Genomic DNA, 25,034 nt, shown 5'->3' on the forward strand with positions numbered 1-25,034 from the left:
CAGCGGGGATGAGGATCAAGGGGCTTTATGTTTACTGTTGTCGATCGCGCGGCGCGCAAAGGTGCCGTCAATCGTCTGGCCATCACCGCATCGGTGTTGGCGCTCGTCTGTGCCACACAGCCCGCCTGGGCTCAGGTCGTCGCCGGCAGCAAGCCCGCCACCCCCGCCGAACGCGCCGCCGCCGAACAGGCCGGTGACGCGACGCGCCCGGCCGGCCCCGAGCAGGGCACCGTGCCCGCCGGCACCGCCGAGGAGGCATCGTCCGACGACATCGTCGTCACCGGCGTCCGCGCCAGTCTGGCCAGTGCCCAGAACATCAAGCGCAACGCCGACACGATCGTCGACGCGATCACCTCGCAGGATATCGGCGCCCTGCCAGATCGGTCGGTGAACGAAGCGTTGCAGCGTATTCCCGGCGTCGCGATCAGCCGTTTTGCCGCACCGACCGATGCGCAGCATTTCTCGGTCCAGGGATCGGGCGTGGTGATCCGCGGCCTGAGCTATGTCCGCAGCGAGTTCAATGGCCGTGACACCTTCGCCGCCAATGGCGGCCGCGAGATCGGCTTCAATGACGTGCCGTCCGAGCTGGTCGGATCGATCGAGGTCTTCAAGAACCTGACCGCCGACCTGATCGAAGGCGGTATTTCCGGCACCGTCAACATCAACACGCGCAAGCCGTTCGATAGCGACAAGGACCTGCTCTACGTATCGGGCGGGATGAGCTATGGCGATTTCGAAGGGCGCGGCGCACCTTCTGGCGTGGCGCTTCTCTCGAAGCAGTTCGATACCGGCATCGGCCGGTTCGGCATCCTCGGCAGCGTGACCTATTCGCAGTTCCACACCCGCGTGGATTCGGTTTATCTCAATTCCTACCTGCCGCGCTTTAACGACGACAAAAACGGTAACGGCGTTCAGGACACGGGCGAAGGCCGCACGATCAACGCCGGCACCCCTTATGCCTCGTCGTTGTTCGATACCTACCCGGTCCCGAATGGCCTCAGCCGCGTCTATGTGCCGCTGGGTGGCGGATATCGTGAGGAGCACATCAATCGCGAGCGCCTAGGTATCCAGGGCGCGTTTCAGTTCGAGAGCCTCGACAAGCGATTGCTGCTGACCGCGCAATATCTCCGCACCCAGAGCTCTGAGGATCATCTCGACCGCACGATCGGGCCGGCGATCTATTACGGCGACGCCACCACGACGTTCCCGCTGGCCGGCACGACGCCGACCTATGACGCGAACGGTGTCTTCACCAGCGGCGTGCTGGCGCGGCGCACCGGCCAAGTGTTCGGCAACCGTCCGAACGGCGCTGGCTTCGGCGCCCTGACGCAGTTCGTCGCGAACGGCCTGAACATCGGTTCCACCAACCGGTACTTCGATTCGAAGTCGATCACCGCGGATCACTCGCTGAACCTGAAGTTCAACCCGACCGAACGTCTGCACATCAACCTTGATGGGCAGTATGTGAAGTCGAAGGTGACCGGTCGTGACGACATTCTGGACACGGCATCGCAGGCGCAGGCTTCGATCGACACGCGCGGCAGCATCCCCAATGTCCAGTTGCTGACGCCCGGGTTTAATGCAGGCAGCTATTTCGCCAATCCCAACAGCTTCTATTTTGCCGATGCGTTCAACAACCGCAACATCAACGATGGCGACGAGTGGGCATTCCGTGGCGACGTCGACTACGACTTCGGCGACGACAGCTTCCTGCGCAAGGTGAGGGTCGGCGGTCGTTTCGCATCGCGCGATCAGACGGTGCGGACCAACGATTATACCAACTGGGGTGCGGTGTCGCAGACCTGGACCGGCGGTGGTCCGGTGTCGTTCGCCCAGTCGCCCGCCGGTACGTATGGCGTGCACAGCTTTGACAATTTCCTGCGCGGCGCATCGGATGGTGGCCCGTTGCCGACCAATTTCCTGAATGCCGACCTGATCTCGAACCACGATGCGCTGATGACCTTCATCCGCGCGGCAACGAAGGCGAGCGGCGGTACCTATGTGCCGATCGAGGATCGCGTGCGCGCCGACGGCCAGCCATTGGTCGAGGGGTATTTCCTGCCCAACGAGGTATATCGCAATACCGAGAAGACCTATGCCGCCTATGCCCGGGTCGATTTCGGGCGTGACAATCTGTTCGGCGGCGGGATGAACCTGTCGGGCAACATCGGCTTGCGTTGGGTCCGGACCCAAGACCGCTCGTTCGGTGCCGTCAATTATCCGCAGGCGACCAACGTGTTCCGCCCCGACAGCCGGACCGACGCGAATGGTCAGGCGCTGCCGCCTCGTTACACCACCATCGCGGAATATTGCGCTTTCCGCCTGGCCAATCCCGGCCAGTTCCAGACTGTCGATGCACTGTGCACGATTCCGCTGGCACAGGCACAGGCGGCACTGGCGTTTGCCAATGGCGGCACGACGCCCTCGGTCACCAACCAGAGCTATGACAAGTTCCTGCCCAGCGTGAACGTCCGTCTGGACCTGTCGCCGAAGGTGCTGATGCGTTTCGCCTATTCGCGCGCGATCTCGCGCCCGGATTTCGGCAAGCTGCGTAACGTCACGACGCTGTCGCCGAGCGCCGCGAACGTCGCGGGGACGTACAACTTCTCGGGCAGCACCAACAACGCCAATCCGTTCCTGACCCCGGTCGAAGCGGATCAGTTCGACCTGACCGCCGAATGGTATTTCGCCAAGGTCGGTCAGTTGACGGGCACGGTGTTCTACAAGAAGCTGCGCAACATCATCCTCGACAATTTCGGTTATAACCGCACCTTCACGAACAACGGCCAGACCGTGACGGCCAACATCAACGGGCCGGCAAACATCGACGGCAGCAGCAACATCAAGGGTGCCGAAGTCTCGTACCAGCAGACGTTCGACTTCCTGCCCGGCTTCCTGAAGGGACTTGGCGCGCAGGCTACCTATACGTTCGTCGACGCGGGCAACATCCCGAACTCGCCACCAGCGAATGCGGCGAACGACGGCAACCGGCCGCCGCTGGATGTGACCGGGCTTTATGACAACCTGCCCTTGGCGGGCCTGTCGAAGCACAATTACAACGTGGCGGGCTTTTACGACATGGGCGGTTTCGCCGCCCGTATCGCCTATAGCTGGCGGTCGAAGTTCTTGCTCAACAACCGTGACTGCTGCTTCCCGTTCCTGCCGGTCTATGCCGAGCCGACCGGACAGTTGGATGGTTCCGTCTTCCTGACGGTCAACCCGCGATTCAAGATCGGCCTGGAGGTGCAGAACATCGCCAACACGACGACGCAGACGCGTTATCTGCTGAATGGCGATGGTCTGACGGCTCCGTTGACCTCGTTCAAGACCGATCGTCAGTTCACCCTGTCGACCCGGCTCAACTTCTGATCCTTTACGGTTTCCCCAACCTCGGGGCGGGACGGCATCGGCCGCCCCGCCCATTTTTTTGTGCTTGATCGATGATGCACACGGGATGATGGCTGAACCGCGATGATCGATTTCCTGTCCAGCGCCGCGCCTATTGCCGAGCGGTCGGGTGTCACGCCCGACGTCTTCGCAAGCGAAATCGTGCCCGCCTATCGTCCGGTCGTGCTGCGCGGCTTGGCGGCGGACTGGCCGGCGGTGGCGGCGTGGCAAGGCGGCGTGCGGCCGATGATCGATTACCTGCGGCAGTTCGATGCCGGCCGGCCGGTGACGATGTTCGCGGGCGCACCGGATATCGCCGGGCGCTTCTTCTACAGCGCCGATCATCGCGGTATGAATTTTCAGCAGGCGCAGGTGCTGTTGTCGCTTGTCCTGGATGCGCTGGCAGCGGAGGCAGGCAACCCGGCGGCGCCGTCATTGTATGTCGGCTCGACGCCGACGCCCGATGTGTTTCCCGGCTGGGCAGAGGCGAACGTCCTGTCGCTGCCGACGCCGGGCGCGGTGCCGCGATTGTGGATCGGCAACGGCAGCCGCGTATCGACGCATTACGACATGTCGAGCAACCTCGCCGTTGTGGTGTCGGGCCGCCGCCGTTTCGCGGTTATCCCGCCCGCGCAGACGCCCGATCTGTACGTCGGCCCGCTGGAGGACACGATTGCGGGGCAGCCGGTGAGCATGGTCGATCTGGAGGCTCCGGATCTTGACCGCTATCCTCGCTTTGCCGAGGCGATGCCGGCGGTGCGGGTCGCGGAGCTGGGGCCGGGCGATGCGATCTATATCCCCGCATACTGGTGGCATGATGTTCGTGCGACTGGGCCGCTCAACGTGCTCGTCAATTATTGGTGGCATGAAGGATCGGGCGCGTCGCCGTTCAACGCGCTGATGCACGCGGTCCTGGCCGTTCGCGACCTGCCGGCGGGTGAGCGGGACGCAATGCGGGTGTGGTTCGAGCAGTATGTGTTCGAGCCAACGGCAGCATCGGTGGCAGACCATCTGCCGGACCATGCGCGCGGTGTCGTCGGTCCGGCTTCACCGGAACGTGACGCGAAAATCCGTGCCTTTCTGCGTCAGGCCCTCGCCGATCGCTGATAGGAAGCGCTGATGATGAAGCTGTCTGGCGTGTTCCGCTATCCCGTCAAAAGCGTTCGTGGGCATTCGCTGGCCGAGGCCCTGGTGGAGCATCGCGGGATCGCGGGCGATCGGCGGTGGATGCTGATCGATGCGAACGGCCGGTTCCTGACGCGACGGCAGTTTCCGCAGATGGCCTTGCTGGATGTGACAGTTGGGGACGGACCTATCTTGTTCGATCATCCAACGCTGGGACGATGCGAGGCGGGCATACCCGGTAGTGATGCCGAGACGGCCACCGCCAGTGTCTGGCGTGACACGTTGCCTGTCCGGCTCGGCAATCCCGCCGCCGACGCTTTCCTTACGGCGGCGCTCGGCCGACCTGTGCGACTGGCCTATCAACCCGATGACAGCGTGCGTCCGATCGATCCAGCATGGTCGCGGCCGGGTGAGCATGTCAGCCTCGCCGATGGATTTCCGCTGCTGGTAACGACTGACGCATCGTTGGCCGCGCTCAACGAACGCCTTGTGACGCCCGTCACCATGGCCCGCTTCAGGCCCAGCATCGTCATCGCGGGCGCGGAGGCGTGGGCGGAGGATCGCTGGCGTCGTATCCGCATCGGCGGGGTGGTGCTGCGCATCGCCAAGCCGTGTTCCCGGTGCATCATCGTGACGCAGCAGCCGCTGACCGGCGAGCGGCTTGACGGCAATGAACCGCTGACGACCCTGCGCGCGATGGGTCATGCCGGCACGGGGGGGATCATGTTCGGCCAGAACGCCATCGCCGACCGGATTGGCACGATCCGCGTCGGGGATGAGGTGGAGGTGTTGGAAGACGGGAGAGCAACGTCTGATCCGCCCCCGGTCGCCGTTAGGACGGCGGGACCGTAGCCAGATGCGCGCTCTCGCTATTGCCGCGTTAATCCAGTCGCCATGGCCGACGAGCGGCGCGAGGTATCGTGGTCGCTCGACACCAACAGCACCAGTAAGGTGATGGCGATAAACTCGCAGACCGATGGACGGATTCTCAGGCAGCGCCAACGCCGCCATGCGTTCGTGGCAGGGCAGCAGACGGCCATATCGATGGTGATGAGACCGGACGTTCGCCACGTCGATCAAGTATTGGTGCGGGCGGTCGGACTCGAACCGACAATCCTTGCGGAACCGGATTTTGAGTCCGGCGCGTCTACCATTTCACCACGCCCGCACGTCGATCGGTGCCACTTGCGGGCCACCGATCAGCGAGCCGCCAGCCTATATGCAAGTCGTCCGGAGTTTTCAAATCGGATTTTCGGGTTCATTTGGTGATGGGTATTGCGAAGGGTCGGACCCGATGACGTGACGAGCGTCGCTTGTCACACTGAACGGCATTAGACGGCCACTTCACGCCGTACGGCCGGGACCCCGTCCGATCCGATAGGGTCCGGTCCGCGCTTCTAATCGGTCGCCCTTCCAGCTCAATCGCACGAGCCCTTCTACGACCATCCCGTCGATCGCGGCGTGAACGATGGGCATTGCCTCGCGCCAGTCCATCGCCGTCGTTCCGACCCCGCCCGACTGCGCGAATGCGCGAGCGACTTCGCTGGGGCAAACCGTCGCCTCCGGTGCGCGCGCAGCGAGCAGGGCCAACGTCAGACGCCTAGCATCGCTGTCGGCGGTCATCGCCGTTTGTCCGTCTGGCGGCCGGGACGCATCAGTACGATGCCTTCATGCAGACCCTCGTCGTCATCAGTTACGCGGGGGTTGCCGGCGATAACTCAGCGCCTCGGCGATATGGGTGCGCCCTACTTCCTCGGCACCGGCCACATCGGCGATCGTCCGCGCCACGCGCAGGATGCGGGTGTAGCCGCGCGCCGTCAGCCGCATCGCCTCGGCCGCCTGGGCCAGCAGCGTGCGGCCCGCCTGATCCGGCGTCGCCATTGTATCCAGCAACGGTCCGTCCGCCTCGGCATTGGTACGCACCGGGTGGTCGCGATACCGCGCCGTCTGCACCGCCCGCGCCGCCGCGACCCGTGCCGCCACCTCGGCCGATCCCTCGAGCGGCGGTGGCAGTACCGGTTCGGCCGCGGTCACTGCCGCGACATCGACGTGCAGGTCGATCCGGTCGAGCAGCGGCCCCGACACCTTCGCCTGATAATCCGCCGCGCAGCGCGGCGCCCGCGCGCAGGCGAGGCCGGGATCGCCCAGATGCCCGCACCGGCACGGGTTCATCGCCGCGATCAACTGCACCCGGGCGGGAAACGTCACATGCGCATTGGCCCGCGCCACACTGACCGTCCCCGTCTCCAGCGGCTGGCGCAGCGAATCGAGCACCGCCCGCCCGAATTCGGGCAGTTCGTCGAGAAACAGCACGCCCAGATGCGCCAGACTCACCTCGCCCGGCTTTACCTTCAGCCCGCCGCCGGTCAGCGCCGCCATCGACGCCGAATGGTGCGGGCTGCGAAACGGTCGCGTTCGCGTCAGCCGGCCGTTGGTCAGCGTGCCGGCGACCGACTGCACCATCGACACCTCCAGCGCCTCCGCCGGATCGAGCGGCGGCAGGATACCCGGCAGGCACGCCGCCATCAGCGATTTGCCGGCTCCCGGCGGACCGCAGAGCAGCAGATTATGGCCGCCCGCTGCCGCGATCTCCAGTGCGCGCTTCGCCGTCTCCTGCCCCTTTACTTGTCGCAGGTCGGGGCCGTGTGTCATCTCCTCCACCTCGCCCGGCTGCGGCATCGCCAGCAGACCGTGACCCTTGAAGTGATTGATGAGCGACAACAGGTCGGGGCCGGCGATCACCTCGACCGATCCGGCCCATGCTGCCTCCGCCCCCTGCGCGCCCGGACAAATCAGGCCCTTGCCGGTTTCTGCCGCATGCAGCGCCGCCAACAGGACGCCGGGCGACGATGCCACCCGGCCGTCCAGCGCCAGTTCGCCGACGACGACATAGCCGGCCAGCGTCTCGACATCGACCACGCCCATCGCGCCCAGCAGGGCGAGCGCGATCGGCAGGTCGAAATGAGATCCCTCCTTGGGCAGGTCGGCGGGCGACAGGTTCACCACGATCCGCTTGGGCGGCATCGCCAACCCCATTGCCGCGATCGCGCCGCGCACCCGCTCGCGGCTCTCGCCCACCGCCTGGTCGCCCAGCCCCACCACGTTGAACGCCGGCAGGCCGGGGATCAGTTGCACCTGCACCTCGACCGCGCGCGCCTCCAGCCCCAGATACGCCACTGTCGATACGATCGCCGCCATTCACATTCCCCCCGGTCGGCCCTCATAACCGCTTTCAAGCGCGTGCAAATGGGGTAAGAGCAGGTCGAGGTATGGCGCAGGCCGTGGCCGCGACGCGTTGACTTGAACGCCCGTCCCGCGTATGCGCCGCCCCGCAAGGCCGTCCTCCGGGCGGCCGTTTTTATTACACGACGATCTTCGAGGAATGAACGATGAAGCGCACCTTCCAGCCGAGCAACCTGGTGCGGGCACGCCGCCACGGCTTCCGTTCGCGGATGGCGACTGTCGGCGGCCGTGCGGTGATCCGCGCCCGTCGCGCCCGCGGCCGCAAGAAGCTGTCGGCCTGATCGTGATGTCGCGCCGCCGGGATTTCCTGGCGGCCAATGCGGGCAGGCGTGCACCGATGCCGGGATTCGTCCTGCTGGTGCACCCCCGCAACGACGGTGACGCCGCGATGCGCGTCGGCTTCACCGTTACCAAGAAAATCGGCAACGCCGTGGTCCGCAACCGGATGAAACGCCGGCTGCGGATGCTTGCGCGCGAGCTGCTGCCCACTGATGGCACGGCCGGTGCCGATCATGTGCTGATCGGGCGCAACGGCGGCGTCGAGCGCGACTTCGCATTGTTGCGGACCGAACTGACCAAGGCGCTTCGCAAGGCGGCCTCGGGCAAAGCGGTACCGGGCAAGGCGGCACCGGCCCTGCGATCGCCCGCCCGGTGATGGCCCGGTTCCTTATCCTGCTGGCCCGCGGCTGGCAGATCGGCCCCTCGGCCATCCTGCCACCGACGTGTCGCTACGATCCCAGTTGTTCGGCCTATGCAATCACCGCCCTTCACCGCTATGGCGCGATGAAGGGGGGCTGGCTCGCGCTAAAGCGGATCGCGCGCTGCCATCCCTGGGGTGGGTTCGGGCCGGACCCGGTCCCCTGACTCACGCCCACGACCATCACGCCCAAACGGGAATACAGACGCCGTGAAAGACGATCGCCAGAATTTCGTGCTGTTCGCGGTGATCGCGGCGCTGATCCTGTTCGGATGGCCGCTGATCCAGAATCGCTTCTTCCCGACCGCCAATCCGCCCGCGACGAAGATCGTCGACGGCAAGCAGGTCGCGTTGCCCAAGCCGGGTGCCGATCCCACCGCCGACAGCCCCGCCGCGATCCGCGATCGCCAGTTGGTGCTGCGCGAATCGCCGCGCGTTCGGATCGAGACGCCGACGCTGCGCGGTTCGATCAACCTGCGCGGGCCGCGGATCGATGATCTCGTGCTGGTCGGCTATAACGAAACCGTCGCCAAGAACTCCGCGCCGATCCGCCTGTTGTCGCCCGCCGGCGCGCCGGAAGCGTATTTTGCCGGCTTCGGCTGGCGCGCGGACGGTCTGGCGCCACCCGCCGCCGATGCGACCTGGACGGCATCGTCCAACGTGCTCGCCCCCGGTCGCCCCGTCACGCTCGACGCCGCCAACGCGACCGGCCAGCGTTTCCGCATCCAGATCGCGATCGACGACGGCTATCTGTTCACGATCAAGCAGACGGTCCTGAACGCGGGCACCGGCGCGGTGCCCGTCGCGCCCTATGGCTTCGTCAACCGCGTCGGCGTGTCGAAGGACCCGGATAGCTGGACGATCCATACCGGCCCGATGTCCGTCAACAACGGCGCCGCCCATTACGATCCGAATTTCAAGGATGTCGACGCCGGGCCGCAGCGTTTCACCACGCAGGGCGGCTGGCTGGGCTTCACCGACAAATACTGGCTGACCGCGCTGTCGCCCGATGCCGCCCAGACGTTCGACGGCCAGTTCCGCGCCGGCGCCAACCAGGCGTATCAGGCCGACTATATCGTACAGCCCAAGGTGCTGCAGCCTGGCCAGTCGCTCGCCACCAGCGCGCGCTTCTTTGCCGGTGCCAAGGAAGTGCGCCTGCTCGATCATTATTCCGACACCGGCCTGATCGCCAAGCTGGACTATGCAATCGACTGGGGCTGGTTCCGCCTCGTCGAAAAGCCGATTTTCTATTACCTCGACTGGCTGTTCCGCATGGTCAGCAATTTCGGCGTCGCGATCATCCTGTTGACGCTGACGATCCGCGCCGTCCTGTTCCCGATCGCCCAGCGCCAGTTCGCCTCGATGGCCGCGATGCGTGCGGTGCAGCCCAAGATGAAGGCGCTGCAGGAGCGGTACAAGGATGACAAGGTCCGTATGCAGCAGGAGGTCATGGCCCTCTACAAGCAGGAAAAGGTCAATCCGCTGGCCGGCTGCCTGCCCACGCTGATCCAGATTCCGATCTTCTATGCGCTCTACAAGGTGCTGCTGCTGACGATCGAAATGCGCCACCAGCCATTCATCCTGTGGATCAAGGATCTGTCGGCGCCCGATCCGGCAACCGTGCTGAACCTGTTCGGCTACATCCCCATCACGCTGCCGCATTTCCTGGCGATCGGCGTTGTGCCGGTGCTGCTCGGCATCTCGATGTTCTTCCAGTTCCGCCTTAATCCGCAGGCGATGGACGAGACCCAGAAGCAGGTGTTCCAGTTCCTGCCATGGGTGCTGATGTTCGTGATGGCGCCGTTTGCAGTCGGCCTTCAGGTCTATTGGATCACCACCAACTGCGTGTCGATCCTGCAGCAGAAGCTGCTCTACGCCCGCCATCCGGGCCTGAAGCAGGCGGCAGCGAAGTGAGCTTTACCGACGAACAAGTCGAAATCGCGCGGAAGATTTTCTCCGGCCCGATCGCATTTCTGAAATCGGCGCCCAAGCTGGAGCATCTGCCCGAACCGATCGTGCCGGAGGTGGCGTTCGCGGGCCGGTCCAATGTCGGCAAGTCGTCGCTGCTCAACGCACTGGCGAATCGCAACGGCCTTGCCCGCACGTCGAACACGCCGGGGCGGACGCAGGAGCTGAACTTCTTCGATGTCGGCCAGCCACTGAGCTTCCGCCTCGTCGACATGCCCGGCTACGGCTTTGCGAAGGCGCCCAAGGACATGGTCCGCCAATGGCGTTTCCTGGTGAACGATTTCCTGCGCGGACGCGACGTGTTGAAGCGCGCGCTGGTGCTGATCGATTCGCGCCATGGCATCAAGGATGTCGATCGCGAGATCCTCGGCATGCTCGATAAGGCCGCCGTCAGTTATCGCATCGTCTTGACGAAGGCCGACAAGGTGAAGGCCACCGACCTCGCCGCCGTGACACAGGCGACCGCTGACGAAGCGCGCCAGCGCCCCGCTGCGCATCCGGAGATCATCACGACGTCGTCGGAGGGCGGCATGGGCATCGCCGAACTGCGCGCCGCCGTGATGGAGGCCGTCACCGTCTGACCACCGATCGGCCGGTGGCTCAACGGGCCTTGGCGGGTAGGTTGATGTCGATCGACACATCGAATCTGACGGGGACGATCACGGGCAAATCCTCGACCGCCGATCCGCGGGTCACGGGTTTCATCCGGAACAGCCTCGACATTTTCAGCGCCGATTCTCCGAAGCCAATTCCTTGCGGATATTCTTGGATCACTGCGCATCGACGGGGCGGCCCCGGTCTTGGCACGATGCAGGCGCCAGCACGACCCGCCCTGCAATATGCTCTCGACGGGCACGGACCGGCCAATAGGGCTCCATCTCGCGAACTGTCGGCATCCTGATCCACAGTGCCCGCGAGAGCCCGACGCGGTCGCCGGCGCCATCGCCGCTACCACGACCATCGCCGCGGCCGCCCGCCCCGCCTCGATCAGCCCCGCCGCCGTTCCCCGCCGCAATATCGGGTAATGCGAACAGGTCGGCCGAAACCGGCCTTCCCTGCGGTGACACCAATGACGGTTCCTCCTCCAGCATGGCCGTGCGGGGCGGCGGCGTCGGGGCCTTTACCACGGCGACCCTCGGCAACGTCCGCGCCCGGCCCGGCGATCCGCCGGCATCCGGACGCGGTCGCTGGACCGTGGGGGGTGGCGGGATCGGCTGGGGAGCCGGCGGCCGCGGCAGGGGAACGTCGAACACCATCAGCGCTGGTACCACCGGTGGATTGGCAAGCGGCGGATCTCGCCCGAACAGGATCATCAGCAACAGAATGGCATGGACCAGTATCGTGGCTGCCATCGCCCCGATACGCCGGCCCGCCGAACGAGAAATGGCGGCACGACTGGACGATGATTCGATGGCCATGCGCTCCCTTTCGGACGCGATCCTATGTTCAACTCTCGCTCCCGGCAAAGCCTAAGCCCGGTTGCCCCCGCCGGTCGCCTCGCCTAGTCCGTGCGCCATGAAGCTCATCATCGGCAACAAGGCCTATTCGTCCTGGTCGCTTCGCGGCTGGCTCGCCTGCAAGCAATCGGGCCTGCCCTTCGAGGAAGTCGTCGTCCCGCTCTATGACGCCGAATGGGATCGCCGCCGCCAGGGTGACGAATTCGCCCCCTCCTCCGGCAAGGTGCCGATCCTGTGGGATGGCGACGCCGTGGTGTGGGATAGCCTCGCCATCGTCGATTATCTGGCTGACAAGGTCGGTCGCGACGTCTTCTGGCCGGCCGACGATGCCGCCCGCGCGATGGCCCGGTCGATGGCGGCCGAGATGCATTCGTCGTTCCAGCACCTGCGCCGCACCTATGCGATGAATATCCGCCAGGTGTTTCCCGCCCAGCGCCCGGACGACGCGGTGATCGCCGAATTGGCGCGCATCATGGAATTGTGGGCGCAGGCGCGCGCGCGGTTCGGCGGCGATGGCGATTTCCTGTTCGGCGCGTTCGGTGCGGTCGACATCATGTACGCGCCCGTCATCACCCGGATCGTCACCTATCAACTGCCCGTCGCCCGTTTCGCCACCGCCTATATGCAGGCGGTGCTGGAGCATCGCTGGATGCAGGACTGGATCGCCGCGGCGCAGGAAGAGGAATGGGTGATCCAGCAATACGAACAGACGCCGGAGATCAGGGGGCATTGATCGACGGGGCGACCGATCCCGTCGCGCTCGCGGCGGCATTGATCCGCGCCGACAGCGTCACGCCCGCGCGCGGCGCCGTGTTCGCCGTACTGGAAGCCGCGCTGATCCCCCTCGGCTTCGCGATCGACCGCTTCGTGGTGGGCGAAGCACCCGATGGCCCGGTCGAGAACCTGCTCGCCACCCGTAGTGGTGAGGGCCGCCATCTCGCCTTCGCCGGCCATGTCGATGTCGTGCCCGCGGGCAACGGTTGGACCGGATCGCCCTGGTCGGGCGAGGTGCGCGGCGACCTGTTATACGGCCGCGGTGCGGTCGATATGAAGGGAGCGGTCGCGGCCTTCGTCGCCGCTGCCGCCCGCGTGCCGGACACGCCGCTGACGCTCGTCATCACCGGGGACGAGGAAGGACCGGCGACTTACGGCACGCTGTCGCTGATCGATCGCATGGCGGCACGCGGGATCGTGCCTGATCTGTGTCTGGTCGGCGAACCTACCTCGGCCGTCCGGCTGGGCGACATGGTCAAGATCGGCCGGCGCGGATCGGTCAATATCTGGATCGAGGTCGCCGGCCGTCAGGGCCATGTCGCCTATCCGCATCTGGCCGACAACCCCATACCCCGCCTCGTTGCCCTGCTGGCCGCGATCGATGAAATAGTGCTCGATCACGGCAATCGCTGGTTCCAGCCGTCTAATATCGAGATCACGGACATCGAGGTTGGCAACCCCGCCACCAACGTGATCCCCGCCGCCGCCCGCGCCCGCCTGTCGATCCGATTTAACGACGAACACAGTGGGGCGGCACTGATCGAGCGGATCCGCGCCCTCACCGCTCCTTACCGCGCCACCGTGAGCGGCCGCATCTCTGGCGAGGCGTTCCTGACCCAGCCGGGCGACTGGTCGCGGATCGTCACCAATGCGATCGCGGCGCGCACCGGTGTCGTGGCAGAACTATCCACCACCGGTGGCACGTCCGACGCGCGCTTCCTGTCGCGGCTTTGCCCGACGGTCGAATTCGGCCTGCTGAACGCGACGATGCACAAGGTGGACGAGGCGGTGGCCGTGGCCGACCTCCACGCCCTGACCGATATCTACGCCGACATCATCCGACGCGTGGCCGCCTGAGCACGATATAGAGCGCGCCCATCCCGCCATGGCGCGGATGGGCGCCGCGTACAGCCGCAATGGCATCGGCATGGCGCGATCCCGCCAGCCAGTCTGCCACCGCCGCCCTGATCGCGCCGCGCGCGTGCGGTCGCTCGCTCTCCGGGCGCGGCGGCTTGCCCGTGACAAGCAGCAGCACCCGGTCGCCCCGCCGGATCGCCCGTTCGATCCCCGCATCCAGCATCGCATGTGCCGACGATAATGTGTGTCCGTGCAGATCGATCGAACTGTCGGGGATCACCGCGCCCCGCCCCAGCTTGCGATCCCATGACGCATCGAGATTGTTCTGCACCGTGCGGGCGGGCGAGGGTCTGGGCACGATGACGGGCGGAGGCGGCACCCTGCCCATCTTGCGGGTCGGCACCACGATCGGTTTCGGTAGCGCGATCGGCTTGGCCGCCACGACGACCGGCATTGGCGCCTTGGCGGCCGGCACCCGGATCGGCCTGACGGTGGCCATCACCCGGCCCCACGCCAATGCCTCGTCAGGGTTGAGGCGACGCACCCGCGACCCCCGCGCTCAATCGCGCAAGCGTACCCACCGGCAGCAACAGAAACGCCGCGCCGCGCGCCGCCATGCCGCCGGCGGTCGCCTCCGCACCGGCGCCGGCCCCCCAGAACGTGTCGAAGCGATTTGCTCCCTTGATCGCGCCGCCCGTATCCTGCGCCACCCACAGACCCGTAGCATCCGCCCGATCGACCGACAGGAATACCGGCGCGCCGAGCGGTACGAACTTCGGATCGGTCGCCGCGCTGACCTGCCCCGTCACCGCATAGCCCATCGCGCCCTGCGGCGGGCCGTCCAGTTCGCGGAAGAACACGAAGCTCTTGTTCTCGCGCATCAGCGCCCGCCCCTGTTCGGGGTTCGCCCGCAACCACGCGACGATGCCTTGCATCGATGCCTGCCCCGGCTGGAGCAGGCCGCGCTGACGCATCAGGCTACCGATCCCGGTGTAGTCGCGGCCGTTCTGCGTATCATATCCGATCCGCAGCACCGATCCGTCCGGCAACCGCAATCGGCCCGATCCCTGAATCTGGAGGAAGAACATCTCCACCGGATCGGCCGCCCAGGCGATCACCGGCGCGCGATTGGCCAGCGCACCTTCCTCGATCTGCGTCCGGTCGAAATAGGGTACCAGATTGCTGCCGTTCACCCGACCGCGAACGCGCTTGCCCTTCAGGGTCTCGGAAAACTGGCCCAGATCGACGTCGATCAGATCGGTCGGCCGGCCATAGACCGGCACGTCATATCCCGGCCGACGATCGAGCGACCCACGTATCTCTGGCTCGTAATAGCCGGTGGCGAACGCTTTGCCGTCGCCGACCTGTACCGCCTCAAAATGGCTCGCAAAGAATGCACGAGCGTCGCCGCCCATCGCGGCCGCGGCGCAGGCAGGCTGCCAGTCGGTGCCTCTCGTCAGCCCTGACGTGTCGACCCGGCGAATCAGCCCCGGACAGGAACGAGCGAACGCCGCCCGCGCCGCCGCCGCCTGGACGTCGGTCATTGGCAGGGACGCGACCGGCGGTCCCGCCACCAAGCCGGATGCCACCGCTGTCGCCGCACCGACCGGCACCGTGACTAGCTGCGGCATGATCGCGACCGCCGCCACGATGCGCCCATCCGCCTGCCTGACGTTTACCGGCACATCGCCCCGCGTCAGGTGATGCGTCGCTTTTGTGGGCGGGGGAGGTGTTAGCGATGCCCCGGATACGGGAGCGGGCGGCACCAGCCGCCCGCTGCATGCGCTCAACACGAGCGCCAGCGCGATCCCCCCGATCAGGCGCACGTTCACGCCTCGTCGGTGTCGGCGAGCTTCCAGTTCGGATCACCGCTCTTCAGCGTCCGGGTGAACGTCCATACGTCGTGCGTCTCGACGGCATCGGTCAACGATCCGGCAATCATCTGCCCTTCCACGTTGCGCGTCACCGCAGCGATATCGGCGTCGAAGCGCACGGTGATCCGCGCCTCACGACCGGCGAGCTGCGCATCGGCGATCACCGCCTTCTCGATCGTCACCAGCCGGTTCTCCAGCGTTTCGCCAGCAGCGTTGCGCGCCGCGATCGCCTCGGCAAATGCCGCGCAGACGTCTGGTTCGGCCAGCTCCGCGAGCGTCTGCTCGTCGCCCTTCCAGAACGCCTCCAGCGTCATGCGATAGGCACCCTTGGCGCCCTGCAGAAACTGGCCGACATCGAAACCAGGCTCACCGGCGACGATCGCGCGGAGGCCCTGTTCGGCGCGGGTGTCGATATTCCGGTTGGCGAGTTCCCGCACCTCGGCCACCGCATCCACGGTTCGCGGGGCGGATGGCACTGCTGCCCGCTCCTCCGCCGCACGCGGCAAGGGCTGCTGTTCCTGCCCGGTGCGCTTGCCCAGCACCCCGTACAGTCTCAGCGCCAGGAAGGCAGCAATCATCGCAAACACTACAACGTACAGCACCAGGCCTCCGATCTTCCTGTTCAACATAGGCGCAAGCACGCTGCGATTCAAACCCGCGCCCGTTGAAACCGTTCCGACGCACTGCTAGGCGCGCTTCATCGGACCGATGGCGCGGGGATCGCCTGCCCCGGCCTACCGCCTCACGCTCCCTTTCAGTCAAGGATATGGACATGGACGATCAGGACAACGCCGCCAACGAGCAGCCCGTCGGCAACGGCACCGATACCGGCCCCGCGGCGGGTCTGATCTCGCAGTATGTGAAAGATCTGTCGTTCGAAAACCCGAACGCGCCCGCGATCTTCCAGTCGCAGACGCCGCCGGCGATCGACGTGCAGTTCAACATCGGCGCCAGCCAGGTGGCCGACGAAGTGCACGAACTGGTTCTGAAGATCGACGTGCGCGCCGATGTCGATGGCCAGACCGCGTTCATCGTCGACCTATCGTTCGCCGGCCTGTTCGGCTTCCGTAACGTGCCGGTCGATCAGATCCAGCCGTTCCTGCTGGGCGAGGCACCGCGCCTGCTGTTCCCGTTCGCCCGCCGCGTGCTGGCCGATGCGGTGCGCGACGGCGGCTTCCCGCCGCTGCTGCTGGAGCCGATCGATTTCGGTCAGCTCTATTTGCAACAGGCATCGCAGCAGGGTCAGCCGACCACGACCGAGGTCGGTCACGCCTGATAGCACGGCCTGCTGATACACTAGGCAGCGGACGGTAGATGAACCTCACCAAGGCACTCGGCTCGGTCGGCGGGCTCACGCTGGCCAGCCGGGTGCTGGGGTTGGTACGCGATGCGCTGTTCGCGCGCTTCGTCGGCGCGAATTTCGCGTCGGACGCGTATCAGATCGCCTTCCGCCTGCCGAACATGTTCCGCGCCCTCTTTGCGGAGGGCGCGTTCTCCGCTGCGTTCATCCCGCTGTTCAATAAGAAGGTGGCGGACAAGGACGGTAACGGCCTGCCCGACGGCATCGCCTTTGCCGAGGATGCGCTGTCGGTACTGCTGCCGATCCTGATCGGCATGACGGTGTTGATGGAGGTGGCGGCATACCCCGTCACTTGGGCGCTGACGTTGGGTTTCGGCGACGCAACGAACGATCAGTTCGCCTTCGCCGTCGGCCTCGCCCGGCTGACCTTCCCCTATCTGCTGCTCATCAGCCTCGTTTCGTTGCTGGGCGGCATCCTCAACTCGCTGCACCGGTTCTGGATCGCTGCCGCTGCACCCATCCTGCTCAACCTGACGCTGATTACCGCGTTGCTGCTGTTTCACCACGCCGATCCGCTGTTGACCGCCCGTAATCAAGCGATCGCCGTCACCGTGTCGGGCGTGCTGCAACTGTTGTGGCTCTGGTACGCGTGCCGCCGGGCGGGTGTGACGTTGCGGCTGAAGCTGCCGCGCCTCGGCCCCGACGTGCGGCGATTGATGAAGCTGATCTGGCCCGCCGCCGCCGGCGCCGGCGCAGTGCAGATCAACCTCGTCATCTCCACCGCGCTCACCGCCAAGCTGCTGCCGACGGGATCGGTGTCGTACATCTATTATGCCGACCGGCTGAACCAGTTGCCGCTGGGCCTGATCGGTATCGGGCTTGGCACCGTGCTCCTTCCCACCATCTCGCGCCTGCTCGGCCGGGGCGAGGAGGCGCAGGCGATGGAGACGCAGAACCGGGGCATGGAGCTGGCGCTGTTCCTGACGCTGCCCGCCACGATCGCGCTGATCGTGTGCGGCATGCCGATCGTCGCGGCGCTGTTCCAGCACGGCAAGTTCGGCGCGATGGAAAGCCTGTTGACGGCGCAGGCGCTGGCGGCGTTCTCGGTCGGGTTGCCGTCCTACATCCTGGTGAAGGTACTGACGCCGGGTTATTATGCGCGGGGCGATACGCGGACGCCGGTGCGGTATGCGACGATCTCGATCGCGGTCAATCTGGTGCTGAACCTGATCCTGATCGTGCCGCTTCGCCACATGGGTCCGCCGCTGGCGACCGCGATCGCCAGCACGGTGAACGTCGCGCTGCTGTATCGCACGTTGACCAAGCGCGGGCATTTCGCCCCCGATGCGCAGCTTCGCCGACGCGCGCCACGATTAGGGGTGGCGGCGGTGATGATGGGCGCGGCAATGTGGTTTCTGAACATCCTGTTCGAACCCTATGTCACCGGCACCAGCCTGGAACGCTGGCTGGCGCTCGCCGTGCTGGTCGGCACCGGCTGCGTCGTCTATGCGGCCGCGACCGTGCTGACAGGCGCGGTCCGTATCGCGGACCTGAAGAAGCTGGTCCGCCGCTCCGCCTGAAGGAAGTCATCGTGCGCGTCGTCTCTGGCATCCAGCCCACCGGCAATCTCCACCTCGGCAATTATCTGGGCGCGATTCGGCAATGGGTCGCCATGCAGCATCAGGCCGAATCATTATTCTTTCTGGCCGATCTGCACGCACTGACCGTCGCGATCGATCCAAAGGAGCTGGCGTCCAACACGATTGAGATGGCCGCGACGCTGCTCGCGGCCGGAATCGACCCGGACAAGGCGATCCTGTTCAACCAGGCGCGCGTCCCCGCCCATGCCGAACTGTGCTGGCTGTTGCAGGGCACCGCCCGCATGGGCTGGCTGAACCGCATGACGCAATGGAAGGACAAGGCGGGCAAGAACCGCGAGGGCGCCTCGGTGGGCCTGTTCACCTATCCGGTGCTGCAAGCCGCCGACGTGCTGGCCTATCAGGCGACGCATGTGCCGGTCGGCGACGACCAGCGCCAGCATCTGGAGCTGGCGCGCGACATCGCCACCAAGTTCAACCTCGATTTCGGGGTCGAGCTGTTCACCCTGCCCGAACCGTTCATCTCACCCGCCGCGCCGCGCGTCATGTCGCTGCGCGATGGCACCGCCAAGATGTCGAAGTCCGATCCGTCTGATGCGTCGCGGATCAACCTGATCGATTCGGACGACGCCATCGCCCAGAAGCTGCGCAAGGCACGCACCGATGCCGAGCCGCTGCCCGAGACGATGGCGGCGCTGGCCGAACGGGCGGAAGCGCGCAATCTGGTGACGATCTATGCCGCGCTGGCGGAGACCGGGACCGACGCGGTGCTGGCGCAATATGCGGGGCAAGGCTTTGGCGCGTTCAAGCCTGCCCTTGCCGATCTGGCGATCGCCGTGCTGTCGCCGATTCGCGAGCGGCTGACGCGGTTGCTGGACGACCGGGCCGCCGTGGCGACTGTGCTGGAACAGGGTGGCGAGCGAGCACGCGGGCTGGCGGCACCGACGTTGCTGGCTGCCCAGCGGGCGATGGGCCTTCAGGTCTGAACGCTGGAAAGTTAGGCTAAGGTTAGGCCAAAAACGACACATTGCCCGTGACCCTGCCCTGTCCGATAAGACGGGGTGGGGCGGGTCATCGACGCAGCATATCGGATCGTCCGGCTGTAGGACAGCCGCTCGCCCTTACGCTTCAAGCTCGCGCATCAGCACCCGGACGGCGTTGTCGATCTCGCGGTCCTGATCGCGCAGTTCCTCGATCTTGCGGACGGCGTGGATGACGGTCGAGTGATCGCGGCCACCGAACTTGCGGCCGATCTCGGGCAGCGAGCGCGTCGTCAGGCGCTTGGACAGGTACATGGCGATCTGGCGCGGCCGGGCCACCACGCGCGACCGTCGTGCGGACACCATGTCGAGCGGCTTCAGGTCGAAATGCTGCGTCACCAGTTTCTGGATATCGTCGATCGTCACCCGGCGCTGCGTGCCGCGCAGCACGTCGCCCAGCGTCTGCACCGCGAATTCTAGATCGACGCGCTCGCCGGTTAGCTGGGCATAGGCGGCGACGCGGTTCAGTGCGCCTTCCAGTTCGCGGATGCTGGAATGGATGCGTGCCGCGATCAGATCGAGCACCTCGGCCGGGATCGGCGCGCCCGGCAGCTCGGCGGCCTTGCGAACCAGGATCGCGCGACGCAGCGCGAGATCGGGCGCCTTGATGTCCGCGACCAGCCCTGCGCCGAGTCGCCCGATGATCCGCGGCTCGACGCCGTCCAGCGACTGTGGGCTGCGGTCGGCGGAGATCACCAGCCTTTTGCCCATGCCGACGATCTCGTTGATCGTATGGAAGAACTCCTCCTGCGTCGCATCCTTGCCGGCGATGAACTGGAGATCGTCGATGAGCAGCAGGTCCGACGACCGCAGCCGCGCCTTGAACGCATAGGTGTCGCGCGCGCGCATCGAGGCGACGAAATCGAACATGAAACGCTCGGCCGACATGCACAGCACCGCCGCATCCGGCACCGCCGCCAGATAGGCGTGGCCGATCGAATGCATCAGATGCGTCTTGCCCTGCCCCGTGCCGCTGTGGAGGAACAGCGGCGAGAAGCGCGGGACGCCCGGTTCGGCCAGTAACCGCGAGGCGTTAAAGGCCACCCGATTCGATTGATCGACCACGAATCGGTCGAAGGTCAGCTTCGGATCGAGCGTGGGGCGTTCGATCGTGATGCCGGCCATCGCGCGTACCGCCACGGGCGACGGCATGGCGGCGGCCAGTTCCGCCGATAGCGGCATCTCGGCCAGCGCCGGCGATTCGGCGGTGAGCGACACGGCAGGCGCGCGTGCGGTGCGCGTTTCGACGACGACGCTGTTCACCGCCGGCAGCAACTGCTGGAATTCGAAGCTCAGCCGGTCCGCATAATGGCTGCGCACCCAGTTGGTCATGAACGCCGACGGCAGAGACAGGCGGACGGTGTCGGGATCGCCGTCCTCGACCAGCTCCATGGGTTTCAGCCACTGATCGAACAGGCGGGCGCCAGCCTGTTCCTTCAGCGAGGCACGCACGACGGCCCAGGCATTCGCCTGCTCGCTCGTCGATCCTGCCTCCCAATTCGTCACGCGCACACTTTCTGGTCAGCGAAAGCGTTGCGCCTTCGCCTGTTTCATTCGTTCAAGGCAAAAGCCCCCATTGGCCACCAGCAGGGTGTCCGGCTCCTACTCCGTCTGTTTATGACGCCGCGATGGTCACCGCCGGCGTGGGTGCAGTTATGAAGGGACGGGGGGAACGATCAAGTCCGCTACCGGCCACAAAAATGAAATAAACCGGATTGACAGCCCGCGGTTGGCGGAAATACGTCAAACTTTCTTATAAGATACTGATATCGTTATATTAACTAGTCTTTTTCAACGCATGGAAGGGGTGGAATCACCGCAATATCCGCGACTTAGACGATCGCCGATTCCGTTCCTCCGCCGGTCGCATTTGGGCACGAAAAAACCCGCCGGAGCGGTTGCTCCAGCGGGCTTTAGAGTCGTGTCTGCGAACGCTCAGGCGAGCGAGGAAAGCGCCTTGGTCAGCCGTGCGAACTTGCGGCTGGCGGTGTTGCGGTGAATAACGCCGCGTGCCACGCCGCGCGCCAGTTCAGGCTGCACCGCTGCCAATGCTTCGGTCGCGGCCGGCTTGTCGCCCGACGCCAGAGCCGCTTCGACCTTCTTCACGAAGGTACGGATACGACCGACGCGGATGCCGTTGATTTCGGCGCGACGCTCGTTGCGACGGATACGCTTCTTGGCTTGCGGCGTGTTCGCCATGCTGGATCGGTCCTTGAATTCTTTTCGATGGATTGGAAGCGCCGGGAACACCCCCGCGTCTCTCGAAGGTGCGGCCCTTAGCGATTGATGCCGTACCGGTCAACTAATTGGTCACCCACCACAGGATCAGCCACGCTGGCAACGCGGGCACCAAAAGGTGGACCGCCCCGCCTCCACGCGGCGTTTGACGACACCGCCGCAGGCACAGGGCTGACCCTCGCGACCATAGACCAGGAACTGCTTGGAGAAATAGCCCAGCTCGCCATCCGGCGCCGCAAAATCGCGGAGCGTCGATCCGCCCGCCTCGATCGCCGACAACAGGACCGTGCGAATCGCATCGACCAACCGTTCCAGTCGATACAGCGCGATCCTGCCCGCCGCGCGCGACGGCGCGATCCGGGCGATGTGCAGCGCCTCGCAGACATAGATATTGCCGAGGCCCGCGACGATTCGCTGGTCGAGCAGCATCGCCTTGATCGGTGCCGCCCGCCCCGCCAGCGCACCCAGCAGGTACTCGGCGGTCAGGTCCGCCCCCAACGGCTCCGGCCCCATCGCCATGAACGGCGGATAGGTGGCCAGCGCATCGGTCGGCACCAGATCGAGAAAGCCGAATCGCCGGGGATCATTGAGCGCCAGCCGCCGCCCCGCCGCCGTCTCGATCACCAGATGGTCGTGCGCGATCAGTTCGCCCGGATCGACGCGCCAGCGACCCGACATGCCGAGGTGGAAGATCATCGTGTCGCCGCGATCGGTGTCGATCAGACCGTATTTGGCGCGGCGGCCCAGCGACGTCACGGTCGCCCCCTGCATCCGCTGGCGCAGATCGACCGGGATCGCCTTGCGCAGATCGGCGCGGCGCGGTTCGACGAGCGTCAAGCGCTGGTTACCGAGGACCGGGGTCAGGCCCCGGACGGTGGTTTCGACTTCGGGGAGTTCGGGCACGGCAATCAGCTAGGTTGCGTTTGCCCCCGCCACAAGCCGCCGCTAGGGCCATGAATATGACCGATACCGTCTCCTTCGGCTACGAAGACGTCGCCCCTACCGAAAAGACCGAGCGCGTGGGTGGTGTGTTCACCAGCGTCGCCTCCAGCTACGACCTGATGAACGACGCCATGTCGGGCGGGATGCACAGGTTGTGGAAAGACCGTTTCGTGCGCCGCGTGAAACCGCGCAGCCACGAGCAGATCCTCGATATGGCCGGCGGCACCGGCGACATCGCGTTCCGCCTGGCCGAATCGGGCGCGTCGATCACCGTCGCCGACATCAACCCGGCGATGCTGGAAGTGGGCATGGGACGCGCCGCCAAACGCGGCATCGACGGCCTCGTCTGGACCGAAGCGAATGCCGAGGTGCTGACTTTTCCCGACCGGTTCTTCGATGCCTATACGATCGCATTCGGCATCCGGAACGTGACGGACATTCCCAAGGCGTTGCGCGAGGCTCACCGGGTGCTGCGCCGGGGCGGCCGGTTCTTCTGCCTGGAATTCTCGACCGTCGAATGGCCGGGTTTCGCCGAGGTGTACGACGTCTATTCGCACAAGCTGGTGCCCAAGCTCGGCCAGTTGCTGGCGCGTGACGCCGACAGCTATCGCTATCTGATCGAGTCGATCCGCCGCTTTCCGCCGATGTCGCAATTCCAGTCGATGATCGGCGAGGCGGGCTTCATCAACACGACGGTCGAACCGATCATGGGCGGGCTGGTCGCCATCCACAGCGGCTGGAAGATCTGACCGCCCCGTGACCAGTTCCGTCACCCATGTCTGGCGGCTCCTGAAATGGGGTCGCATCCTCGCGCGCCATGGAGCGCTGAGGGGCATCGAGCGCGATCCCAATACGCCCGCGCCGGTGCGCCGCCTTGCCCGGATCGCCCGGCTGGGCGCGCGGGTGCCGGCGGTGCCGCGCTATGCCGATGCCTTTCAGGCGATCGGGCCGGCGGCGATCAAGCTGGGCCAGTCGCTCGCCACCCGCCCCGATCTGGTCGGTGACGAGGCGACGCACGACCTGTTGCGGCTGCAGGACCAGTTGCCCGCCGTCCCCTATGCGACGATCCACGAGGCGATGCGGCTGGGGCTGGGCCGCGATCCGGCGTTGCTGTTCAGCAGCATCGAGGAGACGCCGGTGGGCGCGGCCTCGATCGCGCAGGTCCACCGGGCCGTCACCACCGATGGCCGGCAGGTCGCGGTGAAGGTGCTGCGGCCGGGCGTGGAGGAGGAATTCACGCGGGCGATCGACACCTATCAATGGGCCGCTGCCCAACTGGAGGCGATGAGCCCCGAGGCGCGGCGGCTGCGCCCCCGCCTGACGATCGAGAATTTCCGCCGCTGGACGTTGCGTGAGCTGAATTTCCGGCGCGAGGCGGCATCGGCATCGGAACTGGCGGAATCGATGACCGCCGAGCCGGAATTCGTCATCCCCAAGGTCGATTGGGCCAGATCAACCGCCAAGGTGCTGACGATCGAATGGATCGACGGTATCAAGCTGTCCGACCGCCCCGCCCTGATCGCGGCCGGATACGACCTGCCGAAACTGGCGCAGACGCTGATCCGCGCATTTCTGCGCCAGGCGATTGCCGAGGGGTTCTTCCACGCCGACATGCATCAGGGAAACCTGTTCGCGCTGCCCAGTGCCGACGGCCAGGGGCGGATCGCGGCGATCGATTTCGGGATCATGGGCCGCATCGACCGGCGCGCGCGGGTGTGGCTGGCGGAGATCCTCTACGGCCTGATTACCGGCAATTATAAACGCGTCGCGGAGATCCATTTCGAGGCTGGGTACGTGCCGGCGCATCACAATGTCGCCGAATTCGCGACCGCGCTGCGGGCGGTCGGCGAGCCGATGCGCGGCTTACCGGTGAAGGACATGTCGATCGGCATGATGCTGGATAGCCTGTTCTCGATCACCCGCGATTTCGACATGGTGACGCAGCCGCACCTGCTGCTGCTGCAAAAGACGATGGTGATGGTGGAAGGCGTGGCGACCAGCCTCGATCCCGACATCAACCTTTGGGATTCGGCGGCGCCGTTCGTGCGCGAATGGATACGCACCGAGCTGGGGCCGGAAGCGGCGATTGCCGATCGCCTGATCCTCGATTTGCGGACGCTGGCGCGGCTGCCCGATCTGGTCCGCCGGATCGAGGCGCATTATCCCGCCCCCGGTGGCGAGCCCCCCGCCCTGCCGATGAAGGAGGTCGAGGTCGTGCGGTTAGGGGGCAGCTGGCGGTATGCGGTGGTCGCCGGGCTGTCGGCAGCGGCGGGTGTCGCCGCCACCTTTGGCCTGCTCCACTAGGGCGCGCGGA

24 protein-coding genes and 1 tRNA gene are annotated in these 25,034 nt (G+C 65.8%); 15 read left to right on the forward strand and 10 right to left on the reverse strand.

All coding sequences use genetic code 11. The features are described from left to right. Positions 1-27: 27 nt before the first annotated feature. The 3 genes from ASG67_RS09080 (at position 28) to ASG67_RS09090 (ending at position 5,364) form a co-directional block, all read left to right on the forward strand. Positions 28-3,369, forward strand: a complete 3,342-nt coding sequence (locus ASG67_RS09080; RefSeq protein ID WP_056528567.1) for a TonB-dependent receptor — start codon at positions 28-30, stop codon at positions 3,367-3,369. Positions 3,370-3,471: 102 nt separating this feature from the next. Further along, complete coding sequence (locus ASG67_RS09085; protein WP_056528569.1) at positions 3,472-4,494, forward strand: cupin-like domain-containing protein; 1,023 nt, start codon at positions 3,472-3,474, stop codon at positions 4,492-4,494. Positions 4,495-4,506: 12 nt separating this feature from the next. Continuing rightward, entirely contained in the window at positions 4,507-5,364 is an 858-nt protein-coding gene (locus ASG67_RS09090) for an MOSC domain-containing protein (protein ID WP_056528571.1), read from the forward strand. 232 nt (positions 5,365-5,596) lie between these two features. Here the strand turns inward: ASG67_RS09090 and ASG67_RS09095 are convergent. The 3 genes from ASG67_RS09095 to ASG67_RS09105 all read right to left on the reverse strand — a co-directional run bounded on the left by ASG67_RS09095 (position 5,597) and on the right by ASG67_RS09105 (position 7,710). Beyond that, positions 5,597-5,680, reverse strand: a tRNA-Leu gene (locus ASG67_RS09095). A 176-nt stretch (positions 5,681-5,856) separates the two neighbouring features. Next, on the reverse strand, positions 5,857-6,135 hold the full coding sequence (locus ASG67_RS09100) for a DUF3253 domain-containing protein (RefSeq protein ID WP_056528574.1): 279 nt from the start codon (positions 6,133-6,135) through the stop codon (positions 5,857-5,859). A gap of 66 nt (positions 6,136-6,201) precedes the next feature. Continuing rightward, entirely contained in the window at positions 6,202-7,710 is a 1,509-nt protein-coding gene (locus ASG67_RS09105) for a YifB family Mg chelatase-like AAA ATPase (protein ID WP_056528578.1), read from the reverse strand. 191 nt (positions 7,711-7,901) lie between these two features. Here ASG67_RS09105 and rpmH point away from each other — a divergent pair, with 191 nt between their 5' ends. From rpmH to yihA, 5 genes are read left to right on the forward strand one after another with little or no spacing between them, the layout of a single operon-like run. Next, the gene (rpmH, locus tag ASG67_RS09110; protein ID WP_017978410.1) at positions 7,902-8,036 is read left to right on the forward strand and encodes a 50S ribosomal protein L34; all 135 of its coding nucleotides are present in this window, start codon (positions 7,902-7,904) and stop codon (positions 8,034-8,036) included. A gap of 5 nt (positions 8,037-8,041) precedes the next feature. Beyond that, positions 8,042-8,410 carry a ribonuclease P protein component gene (rnpA, locus tag ASG67_RS09115; protein ID WP_056528581.1) on the forward strand — a complete coding sequence of 123 codons (369 nt, stop codon included), beginning with the start codon at positions 8,042-8,044 and terminating at the stop codon, positions 8,408-8,410. Further along, positions 8,407-8,619, forward strand: a complete 213-nt coding sequence (yidD, locus tag ASG67_RS09120; RefSeq protein ID WP_056528584.1) for a membrane protein insertion efficiency factor YidD — start codon at positions 8,407-8,409, stop codon at positions 8,617-8,619. Before rnpA ends, yidD begins: the two co-directional genes overlap by 4 nt. Positions 8,620-8,662: 43 nt before the next feature. Continuing rightward, the gene (yidC, locus tag ASG67_RS09125) at positions 8,663-10,366 is read left to right on the forward strand and encodes a membrane protein insertase YidC (RefSeq protein ID WP_056528587.1); all 1,704 of its coding nucleotides are present in this window, start codon (positions 8,663-8,665) and stop codon (positions 10,364-10,366) included. Next, positions 10,363-11,001, forward strand: a complete 639-nt coding sequence (gene yihA / locus ASG67_RS09130) for a ribosome biogenesis GTP-binding protein YihA/YsxC (RefSeq protein ID WP_056528589.1) — start codon at positions 10,363-10,365, stop codon at positions 10,999-11,001. Before yidC ends, yihA begins: the two co-directional genes overlap by 4 nt. Positions 11,002-11,190: 189 nt before the next feature. Here yihA and ASG67_RS18835 read toward each other — a convergent pair whose 3' ends face one another. Continuing rightward, positions 11,191-11,838: a hypothetical protein gene (locus ASG67_RS18835; RefSeq protein ID WP_056528592.1), complete on the reverse strand. Its 648-nt coding sequence runs from the start codon at positions 11,836-11,838 to the stop codon at positions 11,191-11,193. Between the two features lie 97 nt (positions 11,839-11,935). Between ASG67_RS18835 and ASG67_RS09140 the strand changes: the two genes are divergently transcribed. Continuing rightward, positions 11,936-12,610: a glutathione S-transferase family protein gene (locus tag ASG67_RS09140; protein WP_056528595.1), complete on the forward strand. Its 675-nt coding sequence runs from the start codon at positions 11,936-11,938 to the stop codon at positions 12,608-12,610. Beyond that, entirely contained in the window at positions 12,562-13,728 is a 1,167-nt protein-coding gene (gene dapE / locus ASG67_RS09145; RefSeq protein ID WP_056529201.1) for a succinyl-diaminopimelate desuccinylase, read from the forward strand. Before ASG67_RS09140 ends, dapE begins: the two co-directional genes overlap by 49 nt. Here dapE and ASG67_RS09150 read toward each other — a convergent pair. Genes ASG67_RS09150 through ASG67_RS09160 form a run of 3 tightly spaced genes read right to left on the reverse strand, consistent with a single transcriptional unit; the run spans position 13,706 to position 16,204 of the window. Next, on the reverse strand, positions 13,706-14,227 hold the full coding sequence (locus ASG67_RS09150) for a Smr/MutS family protein (protein ID WP_056529204.1): 522 nt from the start codon (positions 14,225-14,227) through the stop codon (positions 13,706-13,708). The two genes, dapE and ASG67_RS09150, sit on opposite strands and share 23 nt — an antisense overlap. 25 nt (positions 14,228-14,252) lie before the next feature. Continuing rightward, positions 14,253-15,560 carry a murein transglycosylase A gene (locus ASG67_RS09155; RefSeq protein WP_082543403.1) on the reverse strand — a complete coding sequence of 436 codons (1,308 nt, stop codon included), beginning with the start codon at positions 15,558-15,560 and terminating at the stop codon, positions 14,253-14,255. After that, on the reverse strand, positions 15,557-16,204 hold the full coding sequence (locus tag ASG67_RS09160) for a Tim44/TimA family putative adaptor protein (protein ID WP_156460720.1): 648 nt from the start codon (positions 16,202-16,204) through the stop codon (positions 15,557-15,559). The genes ASG67_RS09155 and ASG67_RS09160 overlap by 4 nt, the downstream gene beginning before the upstream one ends. A gap of 170 nt (positions 16,205-16,374) precedes the next feature. Here ASG67_RS09160 and secB point away from each other — a divergent pair, with 170 nt between their 5' ends. Genes secB through trpS form a run of 3 tightly spaced genes read left to right on the forward strand, consistent with a single transcriptional unit; the run spans position 16,375 to position 19,486 of the window. Beyond that, positions 16,375-16,878, forward strand: coding sequence for a protein-export chaperone SecB (gene secB, locus ASG67_RS09165; RefSeq protein ID WP_056529212.1), 504 nt, complete (start codon positions 16,375-16,377; stop codon positions 16,876-16,878). 38 nt (positions 16,879-16,916) lie between these two features. Further along, positions 16,917-18,482, forward strand: a complete 1,566-nt coding sequence (murJ, locus tag ASG67_RS09170; RefSeq protein ID WP_056528597.1) for a murein biosynthesis integral membrane protein MurJ — start codon at positions 16,917-16,919, stop codon at positions 18,480-18,482. 11 nt (positions 18,483-18,493) lie between these two features. Then, positions 18,494-19,486, forward strand: coding sequence for a tryptophan--tRNA ligase (gene trpS, locus ASG67_RS09175; protein ID WP_056528599.1), 993 nt, complete (start codon positions 18,494-18,496; stop codon positions 19,484-19,486). A gap of 135 nt (positions 19,487-19,621) precedes the next feature. On the opposite strand, the gene dnaA is transcribed toward trpS, so the two are convergent. The 3 genes from dnaA to mutM form a co-directional block, all read right to left on the reverse strand. After that, positions 19,622-21,052 carry a chromosomal replication initiator protein DnaA gene (gene dnaA, locus ASG67_RS09180; protein ID WP_056528601.1) on the reverse strand — a complete coding sequence of 477 codons (1,431 nt, stop codon included), beginning with the start codon at positions 21,050-21,052 and terminating at the stop codon, positions 19,622-19,624. 423 nt (positions 21,053-21,475) lie between these two features. Then, positions 21,476-21,739, reverse strand: coding sequence for a 30S ribosomal protein S20 (gene rpsT, locus ASG67_RS09185; RefSeq protein WP_056528603.1), 264 nt, complete (start codon positions 21,737-21,739; stop codon positions 21,476-21,478). Positions 21,740-21,865: 126 nt separating this feature from the next. Next, the gene (gene mutM / locus ASG67_RS09190; protein WP_056528606.1) at positions 21,866-22,681 is read right to left on the reverse strand and encodes a bifunctional DNA-formamidopyrimidine glycosylase/DNA-(apurinic or apyrimidinic site) lyase; all 816 of its coding nucleotides are present in this window, start codon (positions 22,679-22,681) and stop codon (positions 21,866-21,868) included. Between the two features lie 56 nt (positions 22,682-22,737). Between mutM and ASG67_RS09195 the strand changes: the two genes are divergently transcribed. Continuing rightward, positions 22,738-23,469, forward strand: coding sequence for a class I SAM-dependent methyltransferase (locus ASG67_RS09195; protein ID WP_056528611.1), 732 nt, complete (start codon positions 22,738-22,740; stop codon positions 23,467-23,469). Positions 23,470-23,476: 7 nt separating this feature from the next. Then, positions 23,477-25,024: a 2-polyprenylphenol 6-hydroxylase gene (gene ubiB / locus ASG67_RS09200; protein ID WP_056528615.1), complete on the forward strand. Its 1,548-nt coding sequence runs from the start codon at positions 23,477-23,479 to the stop codon at positions 25,022-25,024. Positions 25,025-25,034 lie beyond the last annotated feature (10 nt).

The organism is Sphingomonas sp. Leaf339 (assembly GCF_001426195.1).
Taxonomy (GTDB): Bacteria; Pseudomonadota; Alphaproteobacteria; order Sphingomonadales; family Sphingomonadaceae; genus Sphingomonas.